This is a genomic window from Pseudomonas sp. Pdm06, from assembly GCF_014851795.1.
Taxonomy (GTDB): Bacteria; Pseudomonadota; Gammaproteobacteria; order Pseudomonadales; family Pseudomonadaceae; genus Aquipseudomonas; species Aquipseudomonas fluorescens_AA.
The window spans coordinates 321,919-343,722 of record NZ_JACVAH010000004.1 but is presented as its reverse complement, the minus strand read 5'-3'; the positions used below and the strand labels follow the sequence as shown (position 1 = coordinate 343,722).

The 21,804-nt window shown below is 58.1% G+C and carries 18 protein-coding genes and 3 pseudogenes; 9 read left to right on the top strand and 12 right to left on the bottom strand.

Translation table 11 applies throughout. The features are described from left to right. Positions 1–35: 35 nt before the first annotated feature. Entirely contained in the window at positions 36–812 is a 777-nt protein-coding gene (locus IB266_RS09290; RefSeq protein ID WP_192260995.1) for an SDR family oxidoreductase, read from the bottom strand. Next, the gene (locus tag IB266_RS09285; protein WP_192260994.1) at positions 806–1,138 is read right to left on the bottom strand and encodes a nuclear transport factor 2 family protein; all 333 of its coding nucleotides are present in this window, start codon (positions 1,136–1,138) and stop codon (positions 806–808) included. The genes IB266_RS09290 and IB266_RS09285 overlap by 7 nt, the downstream gene beginning before the upstream one ends. Before the next feature lie 105 nt (positions 1,139–1,243). Between IB266_RS09285 and IB266_RS09280 the strand changes: the two genes are divergently transcribed. Then, positions 1,244–2,152, top strand: a complete 909-nt coding sequence (locus tag IB266_RS09280) for a LysR family transcriptional regulator (RefSeq protein ID WP_192261093.1) — start codon at positions 1,244–1,246, stop codon at positions 2,150–2,152. Positions 2,153–2,173: 21 nt separating this feature from the next. On the opposite strand, the gene IB266_RS09275 is transcribed toward IB266_RS09280, so the two are convergent. Then, positions 2,174–3,613, bottom strand: coding sequence for an HD domain-containing phosphohydrolase (locus tag IB266_RS09275; RefSeq protein WP_192260993.1), 1,440 nt, complete (start codon positions 3,611–3,613; stop codon positions 2,174–2,176). 86 nt (positions 3,614–3,699) lie between these two features. Here IB266_RS09275 and IB266_RS09270 point away from each other — a divergent pair, with 86 nt between their 5' ends. Together IB266_RS09270 and IB266_RS09265 are read left to right on the top strand one after the other, a co-directional pair. Then, entirely contained in the window at positions 3,700–4,473 is a 774-nt protein-coding gene (locus IB266_RS09270) for an alpha/beta hydrolase (RefSeq protein WP_192260992.1), read from the top strand. Between the two features lie 60 nt (positions 4,474–4,533). Next, on the top strand, positions 4,534–6,099 hold the full coding sequence (locus IB266_RS09265; protein ID WP_192260991.1) for a GMC family oxidoreductase: 1,566 nt from the start codon (positions 4,534–4,536) through the stop codon (positions 6,097–6,099). 243 nt (positions 6,100–6,342) lie between these two features. On the opposite strand, the gene IB266_RS09260 is transcribed toward IB266_RS09265, so the two are convergent. Genes IB266_RS09260 through IB266_RS09250 form a run of 3 tightly spaced genes read right to left on the bottom strand, consistent with a single transcriptional unit; the run spans position 6,343 to position 10,415 of the window. Next, a complete protein-coding gene (locus IB266_RS09260) occupies positions 6,343–7,686 on the bottom strand; it encodes an MFS transporter (RefSeq protein WP_192260990.1) in 1,344 nt (447 codons plus the stop codon). 56 nt (positions 7,687–7,742) lie between these two features. Further along, complete coding sequence (locus IB266_RS09255; RefSeq protein ID WP_192260989.1) at positions 7,743–9,134, bottom strand: four-carbon acid sugar kinase family protein; 1,392 nt, start codon at positions 9,132–9,134, stop codon at positions 7,743–7,745. A 3-nt stretch (positions 9,135–9,137) separates the two neighbouring features. Beyond that, positions 9,138–10,415 carry a ribulose-bisphosphate carboxylase large subunit family protein gene (locus IB266_RS09250; RefSeq protein ID WP_192260988.1) on the bottom strand — a complete coding sequence of 426 codons (1,278 nt, stop codon included), beginning with the start codon at positions 10,413–10,415 and terminating at the stop codon, positions 9,138–9,140. A 192-nt stretch (positions 10,416–10,607) separates the two neighbouring features. On the opposite strand from IB266_RS09250, the gene IB266_RS09245 reads away from it, so the two are divergent. After that, positions 10,608–11,486, top strand: coding sequence for a LysR substrate-binding domain-containing protein (locus tag IB266_RS09245; protein ID WP_060741616.1), 879 nt, complete (start codon positions 10,608–10,610; stop codon positions 11,484–11,486). Between the two features lie 59 nt (positions 11,487–11,545). Here IB266_RS09245 and IB266_RS09240 read toward each other — a convergent pair whose 3' ends face one another. After that, the gene (locus IB266_RS09240) at positions 11,546–12,313 is read right to left on the bottom strand and encodes an SDR family NAD(P)-dependent oxidoreductase (protein WP_060741615.1); all 768 of its coding nucleotides are present in this window, start codon (positions 12,311–12,313) and stop codon (positions 11,546–11,548) included. A gap of 315 nt (positions 12,314–12,628) precedes the next feature. On the opposite strand from IB266_RS09240, the pseudogene IB266_RS09235 reads away from it, so the two are divergent. Together IB266_RS09235 and IB266_RS09230 are read left to right on the top strand one after the other, a co-directional pair. Beyond that, positions 12,629–12,772, top strand: a pseudogene (locus tag IB266_RS09235) (MFS transporter); the annotation flags it as partial. Between the two features lies 1 nt (position 12,773). Continuing rightward, a pseudogene (locus tag IB266_RS09230) lies at positions 12,774–12,975 on the top strand (NAD(P)H-dependent oxidoreductase); the annotation flags it as partial. A 197-nt stretch (positions 12,976–13,172) separates the two neighbouring features. On the opposite strand, the gene IB266_RS09225 reads toward IB266_RS09230, so the two are convergent. Both IB266_RS09225 and IB266_RS09220 read right to left on the bottom strand, forming a co-directional pair. Continuing rightward, positions 13,173–13,517 (bottom strand): cupin domain-containing protein, encoded by a 345-nt coding sequence (locus tag IB266_RS09225; protein WP_060741613.1) that lies wholly within the window; start codon positions 13,515–13,517, stop codon positions 13,173–13,175. Positions 13,518–13,564: 47 nt separating this feature from the next. Beyond that, positions 13,565–14,071, bottom strand: a pseudogene (locus IB266_RS09220) (LysR substrate-binding domain-containing protein); the annotation flags it as partial. A gap of 30 nt (positions 14,072–14,101) precedes the next feature. On the opposite strand from IB266_RS09220, the gene IB266_RS09215 reads away from it, so the two are divergent. Next, on the top strand, positions 14,102–14,476 hold the full coding sequence (locus IB266_RS09215) for a tautomerase family protein (protein ID WP_192260987.1): 375 nt from the start codon (positions 14,102–14,104) through the stop codon (positions 14,474–14,476). Between the two features lie 205 nt (positions 14,477–14,681). Here the strand turns inward: IB266_RS09215 and IB266_RS09210 are convergent, their stop codons facing one another. Continuing rightward, complete coding sequence (locus IB266_RS09210; RefSeq protein WP_192260986.1) at positions 14,682–15,356, bottom strand: hypothetical protein; 675 nt, start codon at positions 15,354–15,356, stop codon at positions 14,682–14,684. 348 nt (positions 15,357–15,704) lie between these two features. Here IB266_RS09210 and IB266_RS09205 point away from each other — a divergent pair, with 348 nt between their 5' ends. Next, the gene (locus IB266_RS09205) at positions 15,705–17,873 is read left to right on the top strand and encodes a TonB-dependent siderophore receptor (RefSeq protein WP_192260985.1); all 2,169 of its coding nucleotides are present in this window, start codon (positions 15,705–15,707) and stop codon (positions 17,871–17,873) included. A gap of 190 nt (positions 17,874–18,063) precedes the next feature. Here the strand turns inward: IB266_RS09205 and IB266_RS09200 are convergent, their stop codons facing one another. After that, on the bottom strand, positions 18,064–18,708 hold the full coding sequence (locus IB266_RS09200; protein WP_192260984.1) for a YopT-type cysteine protease domain-containing protein: 645 nt from the start codon (positions 18,706–18,708) through the stop codon (positions 18,064–18,066). A gap of 195 nt (positions 18,709–18,903) precedes the next feature. Between IB266_RS09200 and IB266_RS09195 the strand changes: the two genes are divergently transcribed. Then, positions 18,904–20,931, top strand: coding sequence for a hypothetical protein (locus IB266_RS09195; protein ID WP_192260983.1), 2,028 nt, complete (start codon positions 18,904–18,906; stop codon positions 20,929–20,931). A gap of 101 nt (positions 20,932–21,032) precedes the next feature. On the opposite strand, the gene IB266_RS09190 is transcribed toward IB266_RS09195, so the two are convergent. Beyond that, positions 21,033–21,767, bottom strand: coding sequence for a substrate-binding periplasmic protein (locus IB266_RS09190; protein ID WP_192260982.1), 735 nt, complete (start codon positions 21,765–21,767; stop codon positions 21,033–21,035). Between the last annotated feature and the right edge of the window lie 37 nt (positions 21,768–21,804).

Sequence of the window (21,804 nt, the reverse complement as noted above, 5' to 3'; positions counted from 1 at the left end):
GGGATGCATCGTAATGTCTCGGCCGAAACAACCGCCTAGGCCGTCGGCACCGTTCCGCCGTCGATCACAAACTCACTTCCCGTGATAGATGAAGCTCGCGGCGAAGCCAGAAAGCCAATCAGGTCGGCCACCTCTGACGGGGTCGAGGGGCGCCCGAGCGGGATGCCTCCCAGGGCTTGCATGATGATCTGCTTGCCGCCTTGATAGTCAGTACCGGCTTCCTGCGCGAGTCGCTCGGCCAAGGCGACCGAGGCTTCGGTTTCCACCCAGCCCGGCGAAACCCGGACAACACGGACGCCCTTGGGCGAAACCTCTTTCGATAGGCTCTTGCTGTAAGTCGAAAGCGCAGCCTTGGCCGCTGCGTAGGCTGTCGTAGCTTCCGGCAGCGGCAGCCGACTCTGGATGGAGGTCACGTGGAGGATGACCCCTTCCTTTCGCTCCAGCATATCCGGTAGCAAGGCGCGATCCAGGCGCACGGCCGGAAACAGATTCAGATTGAGCTCACGTTGCCACTGCTCTTCGTCCAGTGCCGCGAAGCCGCCGCCGGGTGCCGAGGAACCACCCAGGACGTGGACGATGATGTCCACACTGCCCAATCGCTGCCTGGTCGCGGCGACGACCGCATCACAGCCTTCCCGGGTCGAAAGATCGGCCTGGACCAAGAGGTTATCCGGCAGCGTACCGCTTGCCTTCCGAGCGGAGGTAAGCACCTGCGCGCCCTCCGCCAGCAACAGCTCGACTACAGCCTTCCCGATGCCTTTGGTGCCTCCGGTGACGAGGACTCGCTTACCACTCAAGCCAAGGTTCAGCATGGCGTGATCTCCAGAGCACCTATTCGATCGCCCTCCAGCGTGAAGACGTGATTCAGATGAACCGGGCTACCAGGAAAATCGCCAGTAAGCCGTGCGATGACAGTCAACTTGCCCTCCCCCTGCTGCGCCTGCAAAGGTTGAACGTCAAAGGAGAACGCCCGCCGGACCTCCTGTTGCCAAGCTTCGATGGCCTGAATGCCCTCATGCGTCTGGTTTTCATCGAACACCGTGGCCTGTGGGCAGAAGCAGCTCGCAAGCTGTGATACGTCGCCGCCATTGCTGATATTGAAGTACGTCTCAACGACGTCGGGAAGCTGAAGGCTCATTGGCCGGTCTCCTGGATGGATTGCTGGGAGCGATCTTGCTACCTGACCGATAGTTTGCTCAACTGGGATAAACTTTATGGCCTATCCCAAAATCCAGGACAATTCATGTCAGATACTCGTCTAGGCCTGAGCGAGCTGGACGCTGTCCTAGCGGTTGCCCGCAGGGCTTCGTTCCGACAAGCCGCCATCGATCTCAATGTCTCGACCACCGCGTTAAGCAGCACCATCGCCAAGCTGGAAGCGAGCCTCGAAACGCGGTTGTTCAATCGTACGACGCGTAGCGTGGCCGTCACCGAAGCGGGCAGGATCTTTCTGCAGCAGGTGGGGCCGGCCCTGCAGGATTTGCGGACTGCGCTCGACTCGGTGCGATCTCACAATGCCGGTCCTTCGGGCACGCTGCGCATCAATGCGTTCGCCAGCGCTGCTCGAGCAGCACTGCTGCCGTTGATGATGGAATTGCTGCGGCATCATCCGAAGGTACACATCGACCTTGTCACCGAAGGCCGCCTGGTGGATATCGTCGCTGACGGCTTCGATTTCGGCGTCCGTTCCGCGAGCCTCGTACCGAGCGATATGATCGTGATCCCCCTCGGCCTGCCGCAACGGTATGCCGTGGTCGGTACACCGGCGTACTTCGAGCAATACGGTAGGCCACGGACGCCGCCTGATCTGCTCAACCATCGGTGCCTGCGTGTTCGTTTGCCGAATGGGGCGATTTTTCCTTGGCATTTCGAGCGCGATGGGGAAGTGACCAGGCTCGATGTGAGCGGCCCGCTCACGCTCGATGAACCGAGCGTCGTCAAGGCAGTGGTGCAGGAAAGCATGGGGCTCGGCTTTTTCATGGAGCAGGACGTTCAGGATGAAATCGAGGCCGGCCAGTTCGAGCGAGTGTTGGAAGATTGGACACCGCCCAGGGACAAGCTTTGCCTGTACTACCCGAACCGCCGCAACCCCTCTGCCGCGGTCAAGGCATTCATCGCCCTGGCTCGCGCCAATCCGTCCGCCCAGGAATGATCGATCTGCCGCGCCTTGGCATCAGGAGATCAAGCCCAGCGTCAATGCCTTCAGGGTCGCGGCGGCTCGGGTCGAGCATTCCAGTTTGCGAAATATGCTTTCCATGTGTGTGCGAACGGTGCTCGGACTGATGTCCAGCAGTCGCGCCACCTGCTTGTTACTGGCGCCACGGCTGATTTCCAGGAGTACATGACACTCCCGTGCGGTGAGTAACGAACTCTTCGGCTGATGAGTCAGACGCTCGCCACGTGCAGCGGCGATAACCGCTTCGCATACAGCCTTGTCGAACAAACCACTGGCGGCATCCTGCTCCAGCAGTCTGGCCGCCTCCGATTCGCCGTGGGCCGCCCTCCATGGCCTGGCTTCCCTGAGTGCGACCCAGGCTACGGAAGTGGCGAACAGTCGATGCTCGGCACACAGCGCATCCCCCATCACGCCTCGAAAGTAGCCACTGCCGTTGAGCCGTTCGTAGGCATGGGCGGCAATCTCCGCAGGCACGGCCAGTTCACTGATAGGCCTGAGCGCCTGTTGCGTCCAGTAGGGAACCAGGTGCACCCGCTCCGCGGCGCTATAAGGAAGCGCCCCGGCGGTGTTCCAGAGTTGGTTGGAAACGGCTGCCCGCCCCAGACCGTAGACGAGGGCCGCCTTTCCGAGCGCTGTCAGGGTGGGTTCATCTAGCCCCCACAAGCGCGCAGCCTCCATGGCGACATGCGCCACCCGCCGCGAATGCCCCGCCAGCCAGGGTAGCTTCAAGTCAATCACGTCCCCCACCAAGGTCAGTGAGACGGAGCGTTCGGCCTCCCCATGGACCGGGTTTTGAGAGCGGCCATCCAGGTCTGCCAGCCACGCCCTGGCGTTATCCATGAGCAACGACGCGAGGGCAGCGGGATAGCGCCGATCCGACTGGTCGCGGATCCAGCGCAGCGCCGCGTCCAAGCCATGTGCTCGACTGAGAATGTCCAGATCACCGGCAAGCACCACCTGATAGGCGACCTCCGGAATGTGCTCATGGGTCAAGCCCAGCGGCCGGCCAGTCCCATCGTAGGTTTCGAATACGCGACACAAGCCTGCCTCGACAGCGGCCCCCAGTTCGAGGGTTTTCGCGACTTCGCCGGAGACCTCGCAGTGCACAACGGCCAGCGGGGTCGCCTGATGCACCGCGTTCATGGCCTCTTTGCTCAGGGTCAGGTCGAGCATCGCGCGGCGGCCATCGACGTCATCACCGAGCAGATCCGCAAACCCTTCGGCGTTGGCAGTGCAGCCGGACCAGCGCAGCAAGGCAACCTGCTCCGCCACCCTCAGGTGCTCGCCATCGCCGTGTGAGGCCTGCGCCAGCCTGCGCGCCAGTGCGGCAACGCGTCGCGAATGCCCGAGTGGCTGGCCCATGCTGAGGTCCCCGACCTGGCCGATCGCCTGCAGCGCTGCGCTCAATGAAATGTCCAGTTGCAACGCACTATCCATGAAAATGCCTTGGGGTCGGATAAATGACCGATGCCCACGAAGCAGGCCAGTCAGCAGAATTGAGCTCCCACACAGGAGTTCATCCCATGAAAACATTCAGATCAAAAGCCGTCACCGTCGCCTTCGCCCTTGCAAGCACATTGGCCGCCGGTATCAGCCAGGCCCAAGATACAACGCCTTCGGTGGTCATCGTACACGGCGCATTCGCCGATGGCTCCGATTGGGCCAAGGTCGTGCCGCTTCTGCAGGCCAAGGGGGTTGCCGTTTCGGTCGTGCAAAACCCGCTCACCTCGCTTGCCGACGATGTCGCTGCAACGCAAAGAACGCTGAACAATCAGACGGGGCCGGTCGTGCTGGTCGGTCATTCCTGGGGCGGCACCGTGATTACCCAGGCCGGCAACGACAAGAAAGTCCGCGCCCTGGTGTATGTCGCCGCCTTCGCTCCCGATGCCGGTCAAACCAGCGGCGAACAAGGCAAAGGCGCGCCCACGCCCCCGGGCATCAGTCAGATCAAGGCTGACGGCAACGGTTTCCTCTACTTGACCCCGGAAGGCATGGCCAAGGACTTCGCCCAGGATCTTCCAGCGGCGCAGACCGCCGTGATGACCGCGACGCAAGGCCCCATCAAGGCATCCGCGTTCGAGGACAAAACGACCGTCTCCGCCTGGAAGACCAAACCGTCCTGGTATCTGCTCGCCACCGAGGACCGGATGATCCATCCCGATGTCCAGCGTTCCGCCGCCAAGCGTATCGGCGCCACCCTGGCGCAGGTGCACACCAGCCACGTGCCCCAGCAGTCGCAGCCGGCCGAAGTGGCCAAGGTGATTCTCGAGGCCGTGAAAAGCGTCGGCGAGCAGTGACCGACGCGGCCCCCCCCTGATAACCCTGAACCCAACCGCTGCATCGATATGGACGGACTCATGAATCATCGGCGTGATCGAAACTACGACTTCATCGTGTGTGGTGCGGGTACGGCCGGCTGCGTGGTCGCGGCCCGCCTTGCCCAACAGGACAACGCACGCGTGTTGTTGATTGAAGCAGGCAGCGAATACGCCGGCCCTGAAGTTGCAGAGCCGGCGCAGTGGCCGCTGAACCTCGGTTCAGAGCGCGACTGGGCATTCGCAGGACAACCCAATCCGCACCTCAACGGGCGTCGCCTTTCCTTGAACATGGGCAAGGGACTTGGAGGTGGCTCCAGCATCAACGTGATGGTCTGGGCACGCGGGCATCGATCGGACTGGGATCACTTCGCCGCCGAGTCCGGCGACTGCGCCTGGGGATACGATTCGGTGCTGGATTACTACCGCAGGATCGAGAACTGGCACGGCAGCCCGGATGCCGCACGGCGTGGTTCAGGTGGCCCCGTGCATGTCGAGCAGCCGGCCTCGCCTCAACCCCTCGCCTGGGCAACCCTGGAAGCGGCCAGCCGTCTGGGTATCCCCCGATATGACAGTCCCAACGGAGCGATGATGGAAGGCCCCGGCGGGGCCGCGATCACCGACCTACGCATCAACCAGGGCAGGCGCGAATCCGTTTACGATTCCTATGTCCGACCACGGCTGCACCAACCGAACCTGACCGTCCTCACCGGCGCGCTGGTGGCCCGTGTCCTGCTTAGGGGCACAAGGGCGGTCGGTGTCGAAGTGATCATCGAAGGGCAACGGCACTGCTTCTATGCCGAAGCCGAAGTCGTCTTGTCCATGGGCGCGGTGAACACGCCCAAGGTGCTCATGCAATCAGGCATCGGCCCGGAGAGTGAACTGCGCACCCATGGCATCGTCCCGATCAGTCACCTTCCCGGTGTGGGTCAGAATCTTCAGGATCATGTTGCCTTTGGCTGTACCTGGGAGTACCTGCAACCCCAGGCGGTTGGTGGCGGCGGTTGTGAAACCACGTTGTACTGGAAAAGCGACAGTCGCCTGGACGCGCCAGACCTGCTGCACTGCCAGCTTGAATTTGCGGTGCCCTCTCCTGCTGAAGTGGGTATCCAGCCACCGCAACAGGGTTGGACGATGTTCGCAGGGCTGGCCAGGCCTGTCAGTCGAGGGCGCCTGCGCCTATCGGGCGCCGGGCCGTCGGATGCTCCACTCATCGAACCGAACTCGCTGAGCGCGCCCGAGGACATGGCGGCGGCGTTTGCATCGATCGACCTCTGCAGGGCACTCGGGAACAGCGAAACCTTCAACGACCTGGTAAAGCGCGAGGTGGTGCCCGGGCCGAAAGCGCACCGTGCCATGGAGCAGTTCATCCGCAATTCTGCCGTGTCCTATTGGCACCCGTCCTGCACCGCGAAAATGGGCCGAGATGAAATGTCTGTGGTCGACCATCAGTTGCGCGTATATGGCATCGAGAAATTGCGGATCGCGGATGCCTCGGTCATGCCCCGAATCACCGTCGGCAACACCATGGCGCCTTGTGTGGTCATTGGCGAGCGGGCAGCAGATCTCGTCCTCGCGGCCCAGGGTGTGATCACTCTGGCCAGTTAAAACCACGAACCTCTCGATACACTGGATTCCTATGCCACCGGTGCTGTTCGAATCATCATATATTCGCCAGGAGGGTATGGAGGGTATGGAGGGTATGGAGGGTATGGGTCAGACCACGATTCATGAACGTGGTCTGACCCGCTTACTGATAAATGTGGTCTGCGCCCGCTTATGCCTGGAGGGCGTTACGCTTGCTGAGTCGAGCAAGCGTGCGGCATGTGGGCAAGCCGCACGCGGGGGGCATTACTCGTCAGTGATGTCGATCATTCTGGTTTCGGCAGACAGGTAGACGCACAAGGCAGAGATTGCTGCGAGCACTACCGTGTAGACCGAGATGGCGTAGGGCGAGCCATAATGGCTGAGCAGGTAGGCGCCGACGATGGGCGCCGTGCCGCCACCGATGATGCCACCGACATTGGTGGCCATGGCAAACCCGGTGAATCGTGCGCTGGGTCCAAATGCCTCGCCGGTGAATGAAGGCACAGCACCGTATACCAAGCCATAGCCGGCCATGAACAAGCATGAGCCCAAGACCATGGGTAGGAACTGGCCTGTGGAAAATAGGTGCCAGAAGGGAAACGCGGCCAGTGCAGTCACCACGAAGCCAATCAACATCATGGTGCGTCGACCCAGTCGATCAGCCATTGCGCCGGCGAAGGGAACGATTACCAGGTGCGTGCAGATAGCTACCATCGCTACCGAGAGCACAAAGGCATTGGAAAGGCCCAGTTCCTTCTGGCCATAACTCAATGCGAACACGGTAAAAAGATAGAATGTCGAAAAATGACAGATGTTGGCACCTGCGACCAAAAGTAACTGTTTAGGATACTTGGTAAACAGGCGCATGGCAGGTGACAGGTTCGGCCCCTTGGCTGCCGCGCGCTTTTCGGCAGTCTTTTCGAACACCGGAGATTCGGCAACTTTGGACCGTACGAAGACGCCGACGACCAACAGAGCGAGACTGGCGATGAATGGAATGCGCCATCCCCACTTATAGAAATCCTCCACCGACAATAAACTGCTGACAATCAACAGCAACCCCGCCGAGGCGATGAATCCGAACACCGGACCAATGTTGTTGATGGCTGCATAAAAGCCACGTTTTCGCCGGGGTGCATGCTCAAGTAGCATGAGCACTGCACCGCTGTATTCTCCGGCAAAAGCGAAGCCCTGGATGAAGCGCAGCACACACAGCATGATGGGTGCCCAGATTCCTACGCTCGCGTAGGTAGGCAGCAAGCCAATACCGACGGTGCTCAAGCCCATGATGATCAGCGTGAGGTAGAGCAATTTCTTGCGGCCTATCCGGTCGCCGAAATGCCCAAGCACCAGCGAGCCCAGTGGCCGTGCGACAAATGATATGGCGAAGGACGCTAGCGAGGCGAGTCTTGAGACGGCTTCATCGGTGCCTGGAAAGAACAGAGGAGCGAAGATCAGCGCCGCCGCGGTACCGTACAAATAGAGGTCATAGGTTTCTAACGCTGTGCCGAAGAGACTCCCGGCAACAACATTTTTCATGGATTTTTTCTTCTCATCATCAATAAACTCATGATGAGTCTCGTTGCTACTTAAAAGTGAGGTTTGCATAGTTTCACCTGTTGTTATTGTAAATATGCAAGCGTGTTCCTGTCCTAGAACGGAAGTTAGCTCCTACCTGTGAGCGCTTTTACGAAGTAGTCCTGGTCACCCATCTGCCCGCCTTTCAAGGCGATTTCCAGGTTGTCCAAGTACGGTTTTTTCGAGCGCACCTGGCAGAGGGGCGCACCGGGAGAGAGATCGGATTTGATGACCAATGCTTCAGGGGCGAGAATCTTGGTGATCTGACTTGACGTATCACCACCGGATATAACCAATCTTTCGAGCGGATACGCCTTAAGAATGTCCAGAACGATGTAGCCCATTTCGACAGCCAATTGCTTACCGCCGCGGATTTTTGCCTCGTCACGAAGCAGGCCTTTGGCGGTCATCGCTTCGATCATTTGTTCAATTCTCGGGTCATCCGGACCTTTTGCCGTGTGGATCAGCACGGAGCGTCCGCTTTTGAGGTGCGCCACTGCCGTCGCCACTACATCCTGAACCCTCCTTCCTTTATGTGATTCTGGGAGAATCGCTGCCGCATCCACTGCCAACTCGACAAATCCACTCGCGATAGCGGTATCGATTTGAGCGCGACTTAACGGAGATGCACTTCCAGAAATGACCAACACCTGTCTGGTGGGCTGCAGCGCAGTGACCTGAGTTTGGTAGGCATTTATCAGCCCCACCGAATGCCAGTGCTGCGTCAATCCATATTCGACACCTGAAGAGCCAACCACGAACAACGGCGCCGAGCTGCTAGAGATCTCCGTGAGTGCTTTCCCTGCAAGGGTCATATGTGCATCGGTGGTGCCGTCGATCAGAACCGAGTCATGGCTCAGAGAAGCTTGGCTGACCAGGAAACTCAGGTCGGCAGTTTGGTCAAGCTGAAGGATGTCAATTTTGGCAATCGATAAATTCTTTTGCTGGCCGATATGGACACTCAGATCCGCTTCTCCCATAGGCGTGATGGGGTGGGCCCGCATGACGGGATGGCGGTCGATCCGGTGTACACAGTGGTCGGTCTTGGACAGCGCAAACAAATTGCCAAACACGCAGTAACGACCCAGGGCCGGGTTACCCGCGACGATTGGCACACCTTTTACCCCAAAGGCGCGTGATGCGAGCTCAATGACATGGCCAATGTTGCCCACGTCGGGAGCGCTGTCGAACGTGGAGCAAACTTTGTAATGCACAAGGTCGGGGGACAGGCGCTTGATTGCTTCAAATAGGTCTGGAAGCACTTCATCCATTTCAGCATTGGATAACGCGCGACTATCGCCAGCGATGCCAATAGCGTCGAAACCACCCAGCTCCTCTAACAACTCGGGCGACGGTGGCGCCAAAAACAGTGCGCATCTCAGGCCGGCTGCGGTAAGGACTTCCAGAGCATCGGTCGAGCCGGTGAAGTCGTCACCGTAAAACACCAGACGAAGCCTAGGCGTATTGGCTGACTGCATGATTCATACGCCTCCAAACTTTGCCAAGGCGGCGGTTAGTGCTGGCCGGCCCTCTGCATACTGTTGCAAGGGTATGCCTTGAGTCGCCGCTTCCCATCCTTCGCGCATACTCTGAATGCCGGCACCGATACCTAGGGGATGGCCGATAATTCCACCGCCCGCCAGATGCATGAGGTCCACCGACTGCAGCTTTTCGAAAAGCGTTGGCGCTTGGGCAGCCCATTGGCCGGAAGAGAAAACCGGTAGGATTGGTTGGACGCCCGAAAACGGGGTCAGGCAGCTCAGTGCCGAGGCAATGACTGAGTCATCCGGTTCCCAGAATTTGCTTTGAATGCCATTGACGTGCAGATGATCGATGCCAGCCAGGCGCCAGATTTTCTGATAGACCTCAAACGAAAAGCCCAGCTGTGGATTGCGGGTAAAGGCACCCCAGCCGTTGCGATGGCCGTGAATAGGCAGTTGGGAATGCTTACGGATGTGCTCGACCCCCGAATGCCCAACCCAGTTCAGGCAGAGCATGACGCAGGTCCCCCCCGACTCCAGCACGGCGTCGTGGCGGCGAAGCATTTCATCAATGCTCCCAGAAATATTAATCGCGTACATCGGCATCCTGCCGAGGCGATCTGCATGCTTGTGAAGTACAGGCATGACAGCATTCAGCCTCGCATCGAAGGATGCATAGGTCGGGTCGATCAGGAGTTCATCATCTTTGATGAACTCAATACCACCCGCGCACAGCTCATCGGCCACGGTAGCGGTCTGCTCAGGTGTCAGGCCGATGCTGGGTTTAATGATGGTGCCAATGATTGGACGGTCATGAACGCCGCACAGTTTGCGAGTCCCTTCAATACCGAACTGTGGGCCCAAGAAGCCAGCGGCAAATGTTGCCGGAAGATCGACATCGAGCACTCTTAAACCGCTGACTTCACCTATCTCGAATAGATTGCCGGCAATGGTGGTCAACAGTGCAGGAAGATTCGGACCAATATTGGCCGTTGGAAAAGCGATTTCAACTTCGCCGCGATAATATGTCGCCGAAGGATTGTGCCTGGCCAGGTATTCGCTATGTAACGAAGCACGGGTGACCGCTGGAAGAGACTTGACGGACACTACACGTGCCCGTGAACGCTCTTTCAACTCTGCAGATTCGCCGGGCAAGGCAATAAATGTACCGCTGGATTGCTCGCCAGCGATGACCTCGCCGACCCGTTCAATCGGGTAACTGCTCTCAACGAAGAAACGGGCCGTAAACTCTTCGCGCCCGGCTGTTTGATCGACCATAGATAATCACCTTGGCTTTACTTTTTTTATATTCAATGGCCACTTTTGCAGGGGCGGCCCTCACTTCGAATATACATTGACCCTGCGAACGGGCTAACGATATGATTTCCCGCTAAGTTGAGAAAAACTCACATTAGGTTTCTGGTTCGACCAGCGTTCTGGTCGCCATGGCCTGCTCATGAGGTGCAGCACATGTCATCCCCTCCGCGACCGTCTCTCAATGCACTCAGAGCTTTCGAAATGGTTGCGAGGAAAGGCACCTTCGGCGAAGCCGCTGATGCCCTTTCCGTGACTCACGGTGCTATCAGCCGACACATTCGGACGCTTGAGGATGTGCTGGGGGTCGTCTTGCTCACGCGTAATGCGCATGGCACCAAACTGACTCCCGAAGGCGCACGCCTTGCCGCCGGCCTGGGCCGCGCATTCAACTTGATCCAGCAAAGTATTGACGAAGTGCGCCCTCAACCTCTGGAGCTGTCATGTTCGGCGTCCATCATGATGCATTGGTTGCTACCAAGGCTTGCCGGGTTGCACAGCAACTTTCCGACGATGGAACTGGGCTTGAGAACCGGACACGGTCCAATCGACTTTGCTCAAGATGGCGTCAGCGTGGCGATACGCTTGGAGAGCATTGCCCCACCTCCCGGCATCGCGCCGATCCCGTTGGCCAATGAATGGATTGGGGCTATATGCTCGCCTGATTACCTCGCGGCTTCAGGTGTGCAGCAAATTAGCGACCTGAGTGGAAAAAAGCTGCTGGCTACCAAGACTCGCCCGCATGCTTGGAAAGAATGGTATTCAGCTTTGCAGATGACCATGCCCGATTCCCTTGAATTGGAGTACTTCGAGCATTTCTATCTGCTTATTCAAGCGGCCAAGGTCGGCTTGGGATTTGCCTGTGTGCCGCGGATGCTGGTGCAAGCGGAACTGGAGAGTGGCGCGCTGGTAGCCCCGTTTGGCTGTGTTGAAGGCCCGGAAAAATTGGTGCTGTGGATCTCGCCCAACGCCAGAGCGCGGGCCGACACAGCGGACCTGGTGAAGTGGGTCGTAGAAGAAATGGCGGCCGAATGATCAGCCGCACAGGGAGTGCCTGGTCATTACGCGCCCCCTTCTGTTCGTGTCAGTGCTACTCAGATATCGCCGGCGCCCCACGCAAGGAAGCCACCATCCACGGGTAAGACAATTCCATTTACGTAAGCTGAAACGTCAGAGGCCAGATAACTGACTGCTCCGGCGATTTCACGCGTGGTGCCATAACGTTTCGCTGGGATGGCGTTGCTGTAAGCCTTACGGAACTCATCGCTGTGCAGTTCTTTGGTCATCGGCGTATCGACCGGTCCAGGGGCGATGGCATTTGCGGTAATTCCGTATTCGCTCAGCTCGACGGCCATCTGCCTTGTCAGCGCGATCACAGCACCTTTTGATGTGCCATAGGCCGTCCGGCCTTTGCCTACTGCGCGCATCCCTGCAACGGAGGCAATGTTGATGATCCGGCCGAATTCGTGCTTACGCATGATGCGTGCCGCCAGCTGACAGCACAAGAACGTGCCCGTGACATTGATCAGCATTGTCCGGTTGAAGACATCGGCATCAAATTCCAGGAAAGGCATGGTCTTGGCGATGCCTGCGGAATTGACCAGCACATCGCAGCGCCCAAACTTGGCCTCAATCCATTCGAACGCAGCGGACACAGAGGCAGGTGTACCGACATCGATCTGGAAGGCATCGGCGCAGAAACCTTGGTCACGCAGGTGTTGCGCGAAACGTTCGGCCTCGGTGGTATTGATGTCGCAAATGATTACATGATGGCCATCGCTTGCCAGCGCACTTGCCGCTTCCGCTCCAATACCCATAGCGCCGCCGGTAATTACGGCGACTTTCTTATTTGCAAGCGTCATCGAGAATTCCTCTTTTATTATCGTTGCCAAACCCAGTCGGTCAGTGGAAATCCTAAGAAGGCGCTGTCAATCCAGCAATCGATAAAAATTCGCTCGGCTGTCACAAAAACTCACTGACCGCCGTGCCTGGTCTCAGTACCTCAGCCCAGATGCAACGCATCTGGATTAATTAGCCGCAGAGACTTGCTCCCCTGGGCATTCATGCTCCGCACTTCAGGTTTTCCTGCATCAACGCATTCTCAATGCTGGTCAAGGCGACGCCCGGTTTGTTCCTGGACTTTTCCTCTGGTCCTGGTCGGCAGACCTACAAGGCACGCGGTTTTGAAATCGACAACTCTGGCCTCGGCGGTGAACATTGGTACCTTTAATCTCGGCAACGCGATGGGGGCGGGTCTGGGGCTGCTGATGGTGCTGGCTTTTGCCTGGCGCTCCAGGGCGATTGCAACTGCGATGGTGTGACATCCCGTACAAACTTCAAGCACTTCATCGACCTGGTATCGCAGAAAGACATCCTGTTCAGCGTTGACCCGCAGCGCGGTCTGGAAGGCATGTTGCACAATAAACTCGCCGTGGTGACGTACGCCCGCGGCCTAGATTTTTCAGCGCAGTCGATCACTCCGGCGGGGCACTTCGACTTCCAGAAACCCTACGTGGAAGCCTGGCAGACAGTTTGTCGTCGGCGCTTCGGGTGCCCCCGCTGCACATCGATTCATGACCAACCGAAATTTGGCTTAGGAAAAGCCAGCGGCGACGCTGGTCTGGCCGGTGACGGAGTCGCTTCAGTACCGGATGATTAGTGACAAGAAGATCCGGCCTGTGGCGTTTGAAGGATTGGTTGCTCAGTTCAAGTGAAGTCAACTTACCCTTGCCTGACAATATCGACCGAGATTTCCACCGCCGCAATCGTGCCTCTGTTCTCGAGCCAGTGCGTGGTATTCCTGTCCTCGGGCCAGCCCACTCCCGGCCCGTAATCCGTGGCGACGCCATTTCGATGGTCAGTGATCGTTCCTTGCAGAATGTAGACCGTGCCTGGCCTGTCTACATGGTTGTGAATCGGCCCGAAGACGCCTCCAGGCTCGATGGTCACCCTGCGCATCCTGAGTTGGCGCCCTACCATACCCTCGATCTCAGGCCCCAGATCAATCGTCGACAGTAACGTCACCGTCACCCCTTTCGTCTCAGGCGCCACCTGTTCGTTGCTCATCGCGCGCTCCCAACTTTACTTACAGGGCCTAACTGGAAGTAAAGCCCCTAAAAGGCGTGATCCGTTGGACGGCGACAAAGGGTCGATTGCCGGCCTTGCGCAGCCGCAAAACCGAACGTGTGCTCTTGCAGGCTCGTTTTGATCAACGCGGCCAGTTGCTGGATGGCGGGCGTCGAGTCTTTTCCACTGCGGTGAAGCACATAACCAAGGCTGGGTACGGCCGGCAAGCCGGAAACGACAGCGAGATGACTCGGCAGCCCAATGCGAGTTCGCAGCGTCAAGCCCAAGCCGGCGGCGACAGCCGCCCAGATGCTCGCGACGCTGGGGCTGGTCAGGGCGATTCTCCAGGGAATTTGCGCGGCATCCAGTGCTTGTGTGGCAGCGCTACGCAATACGCAAGGCGCGTCGAACATGATCAATGGCAGCGGTGAGTCAGCAAGACGGGTCAGTGACGGCATGCCACGGGCCCCGATCCAGTGCATCTGCGTTTCGCCCAGCCGCGTCGCATAGGGCGACGTATGCCCTGTGTCCCATGTCAGGGCCAAGTCCAGACCCTCTGTCGCTTTAGCCATGGGGTAACTGTTATGCCGTTTTCACGAATTTCACTGCACCGGGGGAAGTCGGCCGAGTATCTACAAGCATTGTCCCAAGGGCTGCACGATGCCTTGGTTGATAGCTTCGAGGTGCCGAAGACCGATCGCTTCCAGGTCATCCACCAACATGAAGTGGGCGAGTTGATATTTGATCCCGACTACCTGGGTGGACCGCGCAGCCATGACTTTGTGTTGATCACGATTACCGCTGGCCGCCCTCGAAGCGTCGAGACGAAACAGCGTTTCTACCGCGACTTGGTCGAGAAATTGGGGCGAGCGCCCGGTCTCCACGCGGAGGATGTCATGGTGGTGATCAACACTACGGCCAGCGATGAGTGGTCGTTTGGTGGTGGCCGGGGCAACTAGCCTTGTCAGGGTACGACGGCCATAATTCCCCAAGATACTTTCCACTGTTAAAACAATACTGATCATGGAGAACCGCAGATACTCGCTGACCTATCAACGTACGAGCGCTGCCGATATCTTGGATAGCCTTGATCAGGCTCACGCCGTTACCCCGTCCAATTCACGAAGTATTCGGCTGGCCTTGCAAGGCCAGCCGAATACTTCTTTATTTCATCGGAGCACAAAGAAAAGTATCAGCACTTGAGCCGTATTCCAAAATACCTGCACGACTAAGTTTGCTCCAACCAGCAAGTGGATAGCTCTCTATATTCAAGTCGCGTAACCTGATAATGATGCCGCCTTGATAGTTTCTTCTGTCAAGAATGGTAGGGAAAGCAAAGCTGGATATTTTAGAATGGAGCCACTCTACAGCTGCATTAGACATTGACTCATCGGAAAGCGCTTCTAGATAGTCCTTATTACAGATATCGTCGCGGCTACCGCCATGAAGCCAAACTCTTGTCCGATCAAACGCATCTGCGCGGAATGGATCAGATGGGCCGCTATCGGGCTTAAAGGGAACAAAGAAAAATTGCTCAGAAAGGGCTTCCTGGTAAGAACTTTCCACGACATCAGCCATCACTTCACACTTATCTTTAGTATATCCAAGCTCCATAAGCCTAGACATTGTGCGCGACTTGGAAAACAACGCGACCTTGGCTATGCCATGTTCACCTTTTGATAAAGCGTCAAAATGAGCAGCGTGCGCAGCCAAGGTTTTAAAACCAAGCCCGTATGCTAATGATTCCTTGAGATGGTTCAAATTTACAGAATTCGCCTTTCGTGCATCCTGAACGGATGTATAAAAAGGGATGTCAGAAACGATGACAGAGTTAAACATATTCATCTCCACGCCGACTTAAAATGTGAGCAATTACAAAGTCAGCATTAATGAATATGCTGTTTTTTCTAAGACCGGATGCAAGCGCTCACGTACTTGATGGTTGGCTGCCGTGCATTGAAAATATTACCTGCCGGCGTAAAAATCAAGCAGCGCTTCGTTCAAACGACTCAGGGGGTCAGTCCTAGGAAACTCTCGACAAAGAAGAGCCCTCGGCCCCACTGGGCATTGAAACCCTACCCTCCACGCATCAGCGCGCCCAACCCCAACAAGCTTTATCCCACAAACAAACCCTGCAATACTTAATGCGAATCACTATCACAAGCATTAGTAACCCAGGACCTGCTCATGTCGACTCGCACCACCCCGCCGCGTCACTTCACTCCTGCCCGCAATCTTCTGGCCATGGCTATCTGCATGATCTCCATGGCCCCCGCCTACGCCGATGACAACACCATCACCCCACCCGCCACCATGGAACTGGACGCAACCGAGGTCTCCGGCAGTGGCCAACTGGGAAGTACCACGGAAGGCACCGAGTCCTACACCACCGGCGCGATGTCGACCGCGACCAAACTCCCGCTGACAATGCGTGAAACCCCGCAAGCCGTCACTGTGATTACGCGTCAGCGCATGGATGACCAGACGATGACCAGCATCAACGACGTGGTCAAGGCGGCGCCCGGCTTGTTCCTGGACTTTTCCGGCGGTCCTGGCCGGCAGACCTACAAGGCGCGCGGTTTTGAAATCGACAATCTGATGTATGACGGCATTCCGAGTGGCTACGATGGCGTTAACGTCGGTGCCCAGCCTAATCTGGCCATGTTCGATCGAGTCGAGGTTGTGCGCGGTGCCACCGGCCTGGTGACGGGTGCAGGTAACCCTTCGGCCGCCATCAACCTGATCCGCAAGCGGCCATTGGCCGAGCAGAAACTCACCCTGACCGGTGCCGCCGGCAGTTGGGACGACTACCGCGGCGAGGTCGATGCCTCCAGCCCGCTCAACGACAGTGGCACGCTGCGCGGTCGGGTCGTGACGTCTTACCGCGACGCCAACAGCTTCATCGATAACGTCGAGGAGGATCACGGCCTGTTCTATGCGGTCACCGAAGCGGACCTGAGCGAAGACACCACCCTGACCCTGGGGTTTTCCCATCAGAAGGACAAGACCAATTACTTCTGGGGTTCTTCGATGATCGGCCAGGACGGCCATCATCTGGACCTGCCGCGTTCCTACAATCCGGGTACGGATTGGGAAAACAAGGATCAGGAGATCAACACCGTATTCGCCGAAGTCCGTCATCGCCTGGCCAATGACTGGAACCTTCAGGTCAACGCCAACTACTCCGAGCAGAACGCGTTGTTCTCCGGCTCTTATCAATCTCGCTGGGTCAACAACACACTGGCCCGCACGGTTTACCAGGCCAATTTCGATGAAAACCAGGCCGGCGTAGACGCCTTTGCCAGCGGACCCTTCGAGGCGTTCGGGCGTACCCATGAACTGGTGGTGGGCGCCAGCAAACGCATCTACGACATGACCACCCACAATTACAGCCCGTACGACACCAACTGGCCGATCAATGCGGGTAAACCGGACTTCGTCCACACCGATAACCAGCGCGAGGTGACTACTCAAGATGGCGTCTACGTCACCACGCGCCTGAGCCTGGCCGACCCGTTGAAGTTGATCCTCGGCGGGCGCCTGGACTGGTACGACTACGATAACCGTGATGGTGACACCGACTACAAGGTCACCCGCAACCTCACCCGTTACGCCGGCTTGATCTACGACCTGGACGACCATCATTCGGTCTACGTCAGCTACAGCGACATCTTCACACCGCAGCGCGAAAAGGACACCTCGGGTAGCCCGGTCAAGCCGATCATAGGCAAGAACTACGAGGTCGGCATCAAGGGCGAATACTTTGATGGCGCACTGAATGCGAGCGTGGCGCTGTTTCGCATCGACCAGGAAAACCGCGCCGTGCAATTGTTTACGGCAAACTGCCCACAGGCAACCTGCTCTGAAGCCTCCGGAGAGATTCGCAGCCAGGGTATCGACTTCGAACTGCAAGGCGCTTTGACCGAAAACTGGCAAGTCGGCGGTGGCTATACCTACGCACGCACCCACACCATCAAGGATGCCGCCAACCCACAGAACGTAAACAAGCAGTTCGACACCGACACACCGGAGCATCTGTTCAAGCTGACCACCAGCTACCACTTCCAGGGCCCGCTGGAAAAACTGCGTGTGGGCGGCAACGTCTCCTGGCAGAGCCGCATGTATAACGACATCCCGCTGGCTGATGGCAGTGAATACCGACTCAAGCAAGGCAGCTACGCTGTCACGGACTTGATGGCCGGCTACCGGGTCAGCCAGAACCTGGACGTGCAGGTCAACGCCAACAACATCTTCGACCGCAGTTACTACTCGACCATCGCCAACTCCGTGAGCTACGGCGGTGACTCCTACGGCAGCCCGCGCAACATGATGTTGACTGCCAAGTACAGTTTCTAGAAAAAGTGGAGCAACGGGAGCGTGGCTTGGAACGCCCCCTTCCAGCCGGAAACATAAACCGCGACAGGAGAAATCAGGTCAACACCAACATTCAATGACCGTGGTCTGACCCGATACTCCACAAACGATCCACGCAGCCCAAGGCGATGCCGGCTTGCCGACCCGGCGCCTGGAACGAGCGGGGCTTCAATCAATGAAAGTCGGCCGCGCTTTGAAAAGCACCGAACTCAAAGTCATCGTCCGTGACCACATGCCCGAACTCCAAAAGGTAACTCTGAGTCACATGCCCGCCGGGCACGACGTAGCTCGCCAATAGCGCATGCAGGTCGTTGCTCAGATCGGTTCTCGATTGATAACTGCCGATACCGTAGTTGGGATCGAAGAGCCTTCCCGTCTGGCCCGCGTCGAAAGACACACCAATTGCATGACCGCCGGCGCCTTGCGGGCCTGCGGAAAAGTAGAAGGACACCACGAAGTGGCGCGCCCCGACGCTCTGGAGGATATCGAGGACGATATGACTGGCGACGCCGTTGGCGTAGGCGGTTTCTTTTACCGAATTGCGACCGATGACACTCTCGGCGATCACACCCAGGGCCATCAGCACATCGTACACGTGCATCGCCTGCGTCAGCTCACGCTGAGCTTTGATGACGGCCTGACTTTCGCCCTGCAATACATCGAAACAAGCGTAGGGTGCGCCGAGCTTGACCCAGAGCGAACTGAAGCCAAAACACACGCCCAGGCTGTCCACGCCAAAATAGGGCATTCCCCCGCCGAGCAGGTCTCCCTGCCCTTCCCATCTTCTAACCTGCTGTGCTCGGGGAAAGGTGAACATGATGTCTCCAAGGATGACAAGACAGGATCTTAAACAGTAGACGGAGGCCTGCCTGGACGCCACAGACGATTCGCCGACGCCCGGCTCACTCGCCAAGTAAAAATACCGGACTAGACTTCATAGCACCGTCACGTCACTGCACGCACAAGCGCATCACTCAAACAGGACGTTGCCTCGCAGATAGGGATATCTCTCATGTTCAATCTCGACGATTCCGAGCATACGAAACGTGCCATCGCCCCTGCATTTGCCGCTGTTCCACCCACCAATGGCGGCATCGAAAGTACCGGCGTGGCGGTTGTCTGGCAGAACATTCTGCAAAGTGACGTGCTCCAGATGCTCTCGGACATCAACCCTCCGCTGACCGGCTCCTTCATCGATTACCGCTACTGGGCAAACGGCATTCTTCGTTGGGCGCTGAGCCAGCAGGATGATGACGGCAACCCGCTTTACGCATTCGCGATCCCGTCGTGGGAAACGGGCTCTGACGACAACGGCAATCCCGTCGTCGGGGCGTTTCTGTTCCCGGTGGGCACCCAGGTCACGTTGCTGCAGCCCAGCGACGACGAACTCAACGCCGCGTTGGCGAGCGCCTACGGCAATCAGCCACCCCTCACGCTGACTTCGAACCAGACCGGCGATCCTGACGAGCGGCGTTGGGCCGCTGCCGCCCATGCCTATGCCCTGACGCAAAGCGACGCCAACGGTAACGCCTACGTGGCCGGCATCCCGAGCTGGGAGATGGTGGTGGAGAGTGGGCAGAACTACCGAGGCGTCTACGTCTTCAGCAACACCCCTGGCATCCAGGTACTCAAGGCGGGTCGCGCTGCACTGATGGATCAGATCCTGGCGGGCATTCTCGAACCCTTGGACAGTGCGAACCTGATGGACTCGAACATGAGTGTTCTGGCCGTCGCGGCCAACCGTTGGGCCATGCGCTACGGTGGTGTGTGCGGCGCGGGCACCTTTGGCTATTGCTCCGCCAGGTACGACGTGGAAAGCGATTGGTACACCATTTTTACTCACGACGTCGTCATCTGCTTCGCGCCACAGCAGCCAACCATGGACTTGCTGCAATCCATCGTCGATCAACCCGCCATGGCCTGGCCTGATTTCAACAATGCCTACTCGGCGCTGTGCGTTACACTCGGCGACATCATCAATGGCGCGAATTCCAACGATCCACTCGATCCACGTGGGCTTGCGACGTCCCCGGACTGGTCCCCGAACACCGTCACCACCGAGCTCGCCACTTGGTTGCAGTTCGACGCCAGCGGCAACTACAGCTTTTCTCCCACCGCCCCCGCTGCGCCGACGGGTGTGGCCGCCGACGACTGGCTCCAGATCATCTATACGGTCTGGCAGGAAATGAGCGCTGTCGAACAACTTCAATCGCTCTACACCTACACCCAAGGCACCCTGAATACCGCCCAGAGCACGGCCAATACCCTGATAAGCGGCGCTATCGCCAACATGCAGGCCAAGACCGACGACAGCACGCTGCTGGACTTCGTCCAACTGCTCAAGGATCTCGGTTACTCGCTGGTGTGGTTTTTCCCCGAAGCCGTCGCCCCCTGGGCCAATCTTGCGGTGGTTGCCGTGACCGATGTCATCCGGGTGATCACCAGCAGCCTCGACGGAACGTCCAGCTCGATCACCATCGGCCAGTACTGGGAGCAGGTCGCCGATTCCTTCGAAGCGAGCAACACGAGCCTAAGCAACTTCTACACGACCATCGTCAGCGACCACGGGCGCCTGATGAACTTCTACCACTACGCCGACAACGGCAACCTGCCGATACCCACTGGCAACAACGGCGGCTCCTCGACCTCCGACGGCGACAGCGCCACCGCTACCGCCATGGCCAACGGGTTGATGTTGCAGGCCTACCAGAACCTGATGCCGCTCTTCTGGGCAATCGCCTGGGCCTGCCCCGACCCGCTCAGCGGCAGTGGATATGATGCTTACTCGACACTCACCATTCCCAGAGCACCCGAGGGCACCTATGTCGAGGGGACGTATTACGAGTTCGCGATCATCTGGAGCGACAGCAATATCGTCAAAAGCTATCCAACGACAGCGATGATGACGGACCTCACCGGCACACTGAACGTCAACCTGATGGACATCATGGCCCGGACCGATCCCTGGCTCGGTGTCGCCAGTTGGTTTGGCTGGTTCCTTGGCAATCAGGTCAACTTGCAAGGCCCCTATACGCGCTGATCCGTCATCGCGGGCTCAGGCTGCGACTGCGGTGGCTGAGTGGATCGCGGAGCGGTTTCCTACACCGCGTCGTCAGGGGGCACTGCGCCGGCTCCGCTCTTCTATTGCTCATATCGCCGCTGAATCCGCTCCAGCTCCCCTGATCGCCGCAACTGCTCCAAAGCCTTGGTCCATGCCGCAACCACTTCGTCTTCAGAGTCCAAGCTAAAAGCGATATACAACGACGAACGATATAGCTCGATAGGAATTTTCCGCAGCGTGCCCGGCGCGATGTTCAACTGGCGGCTGTAGTAGGCCACGCCCGCATCGGTGTCGCCGATGATGATGTCGGTGCGTCCGGCAAGCAGCATGCGATAGAGCAGCTTGCTTTCGGTGGCACTTTTGTCCAGGTTGTTGAAGCCCAGCGACAACAGCATCGTCGGCACCAGGCCGGCATGTCGCGTGGTGATCTGCGGGGCGTGCAGCAGTTGTTCCAGGGAGTTCACCGGCGGCGCCTTGGCCAGTTGATAGGGGTGAATGGACTCTTCCACGATTGGCCCGACCCATTTGTACAACGACTCGCGTTGCGGCGTGCGAAACAGGGAGTACATGATGGTCTTGGGGCGGTGATTGAGTATTTGGGTGGCACGCATGCTGGGTTGCAGCAACACCTCGAAGTCATCTCCGGTCAGCGCCATGATGGCCCGGACGATCTCGGTGGTCATGCCGGTGAGCCGGTTGTTTTCCAGATAGTTGTACGGTGCCCATTCTTCGGTGACGATCTGATACTGCTCGGCCCTGGCAACCGTGCCGAGCAAGAGACAAAGCAGCGCTGCAACCGATATCGAATGTCTCACGCGTACTCCTTGTGGACCGTTCGGTGTTCGTGCATGG

Bases quoted from the DNA above. Each gene is read 5' to 3' on its own strand.
- IB266_RS09290 (WP_192260995.1), bottom strand. From the start codon at position 812: ATGCTGAACCTTGGCTTGAGTGGTAAGCGAGTCCTCGTCACCGGAGGC.
- IB266_RS09285 (WP_192260994.1), bottom strand. From the start codon at position 1,138: ATGAGCCTTCAGCTTCCCGACGTCGTTGAGACGTACTTCAATATCAGC.
- IB266_RS09280 (WP_192261093.1), top strand. From the start codon at position 1,244: ATGTCAGATACTCGTCTAGGCCTGAGCGAGCTGGACGCTGTCCTAGCG.
- IB266_RS09275 (WP_192260993.1), bottom strand. From the start codon at position 3,613: ATGGATAGTGCGTTGCAACTGGACATTTCATTGAGCGCAGCGCTGCAG.
- IB266_RS09270 (WP_192260992.1), top strand. From the start codon at position 3,700: ATGAAAACATTCAGATCAAAAGCCGTCACCGTCGCCTTCGCCCTTGCA.
- IB266_RS09265 (WP_192260991.1), top strand. From the start codon at position 4,534: ATGAATCATCGGCGTGATCGAAACTACGACTTCATCGTGTGTGGTGCG.
- IB266_RS09260 (WP_192260990.1), bottom strand. From the start codon at position 7,686: ATGCAAACCTCACTTTTAAGTAGCAACGAGACTCATCATGAGTTTATT.
- IB266_RS09255 (WP_192260989.1), bottom strand. From the start codon at position 9,134: ATGCAGTCAGCCAATACGCCTAGGCTTCGTCTGGTGTTTTACGGTGAC.
- IB266_RS09250 (WP_192260988.1), bottom strand. From the start codon at position 10,415: ATGGTCGATCAAACAGCCGGGCGCGAAGAGTTTACGGCCCGTTTCTTC.
- IB266_RS09245 (WP_060741616.1), top strand. From the start codon at position 10,608: ATGTCATCCCCTCCGCGACCGTCTCTCAATGCACTCAGAGCTTTCGAA.
- IB266_RS09240 (WP_060741615.1), bottom strand. From the start codon at position 12,313: ATGACGCTTGCAAATAAGAAAGTCGCCGTAATTACCGGCGGCGCTATG.
- IB266_RS09225 (WP_060741613.1), bottom strand. From the start codon at position 13,517: ATGAGCAACGAACAGGTGGCGCCTGAGACGAAAGGGGTGACGGTGACG.
- IB266_RS09215 (WP_192260987.1), top strand. From the start codon at position 14,102: ATGCCGTTTTCACGAATTTCACTGCACCGGGGGAAGTCGGCCGAGTAT.
- IB266_RS09210 (WP_192260986.1), bottom strand. From the start codon at position 15,356: ATGTTTAACTCTGTCATCGTTTCTGACATCCCTTTTTATACATCCGTT.
- IB266_RS09205 (WP_192260985.1), top strand. From the start codon at position 15,705: ATGTCGACTCGCACCACCCCGCCGCGTCACTTCACTCCTGCCCGCAAT.
- IB266_RS09200 (WP_192260984.1), bottom strand. From the start codon at position 18,708: ATGTTCACCTTTCCCCGAGCACAGCAGGTTAGAAGATGGGAAGGGCAG.
- IB266_RS09195 (WP_192260983.1), top strand. From the start codon at position 18,904: ATGTTCAATCTCGACGATTCCGAGCATACGAAACGTGCCATCGCCCCT.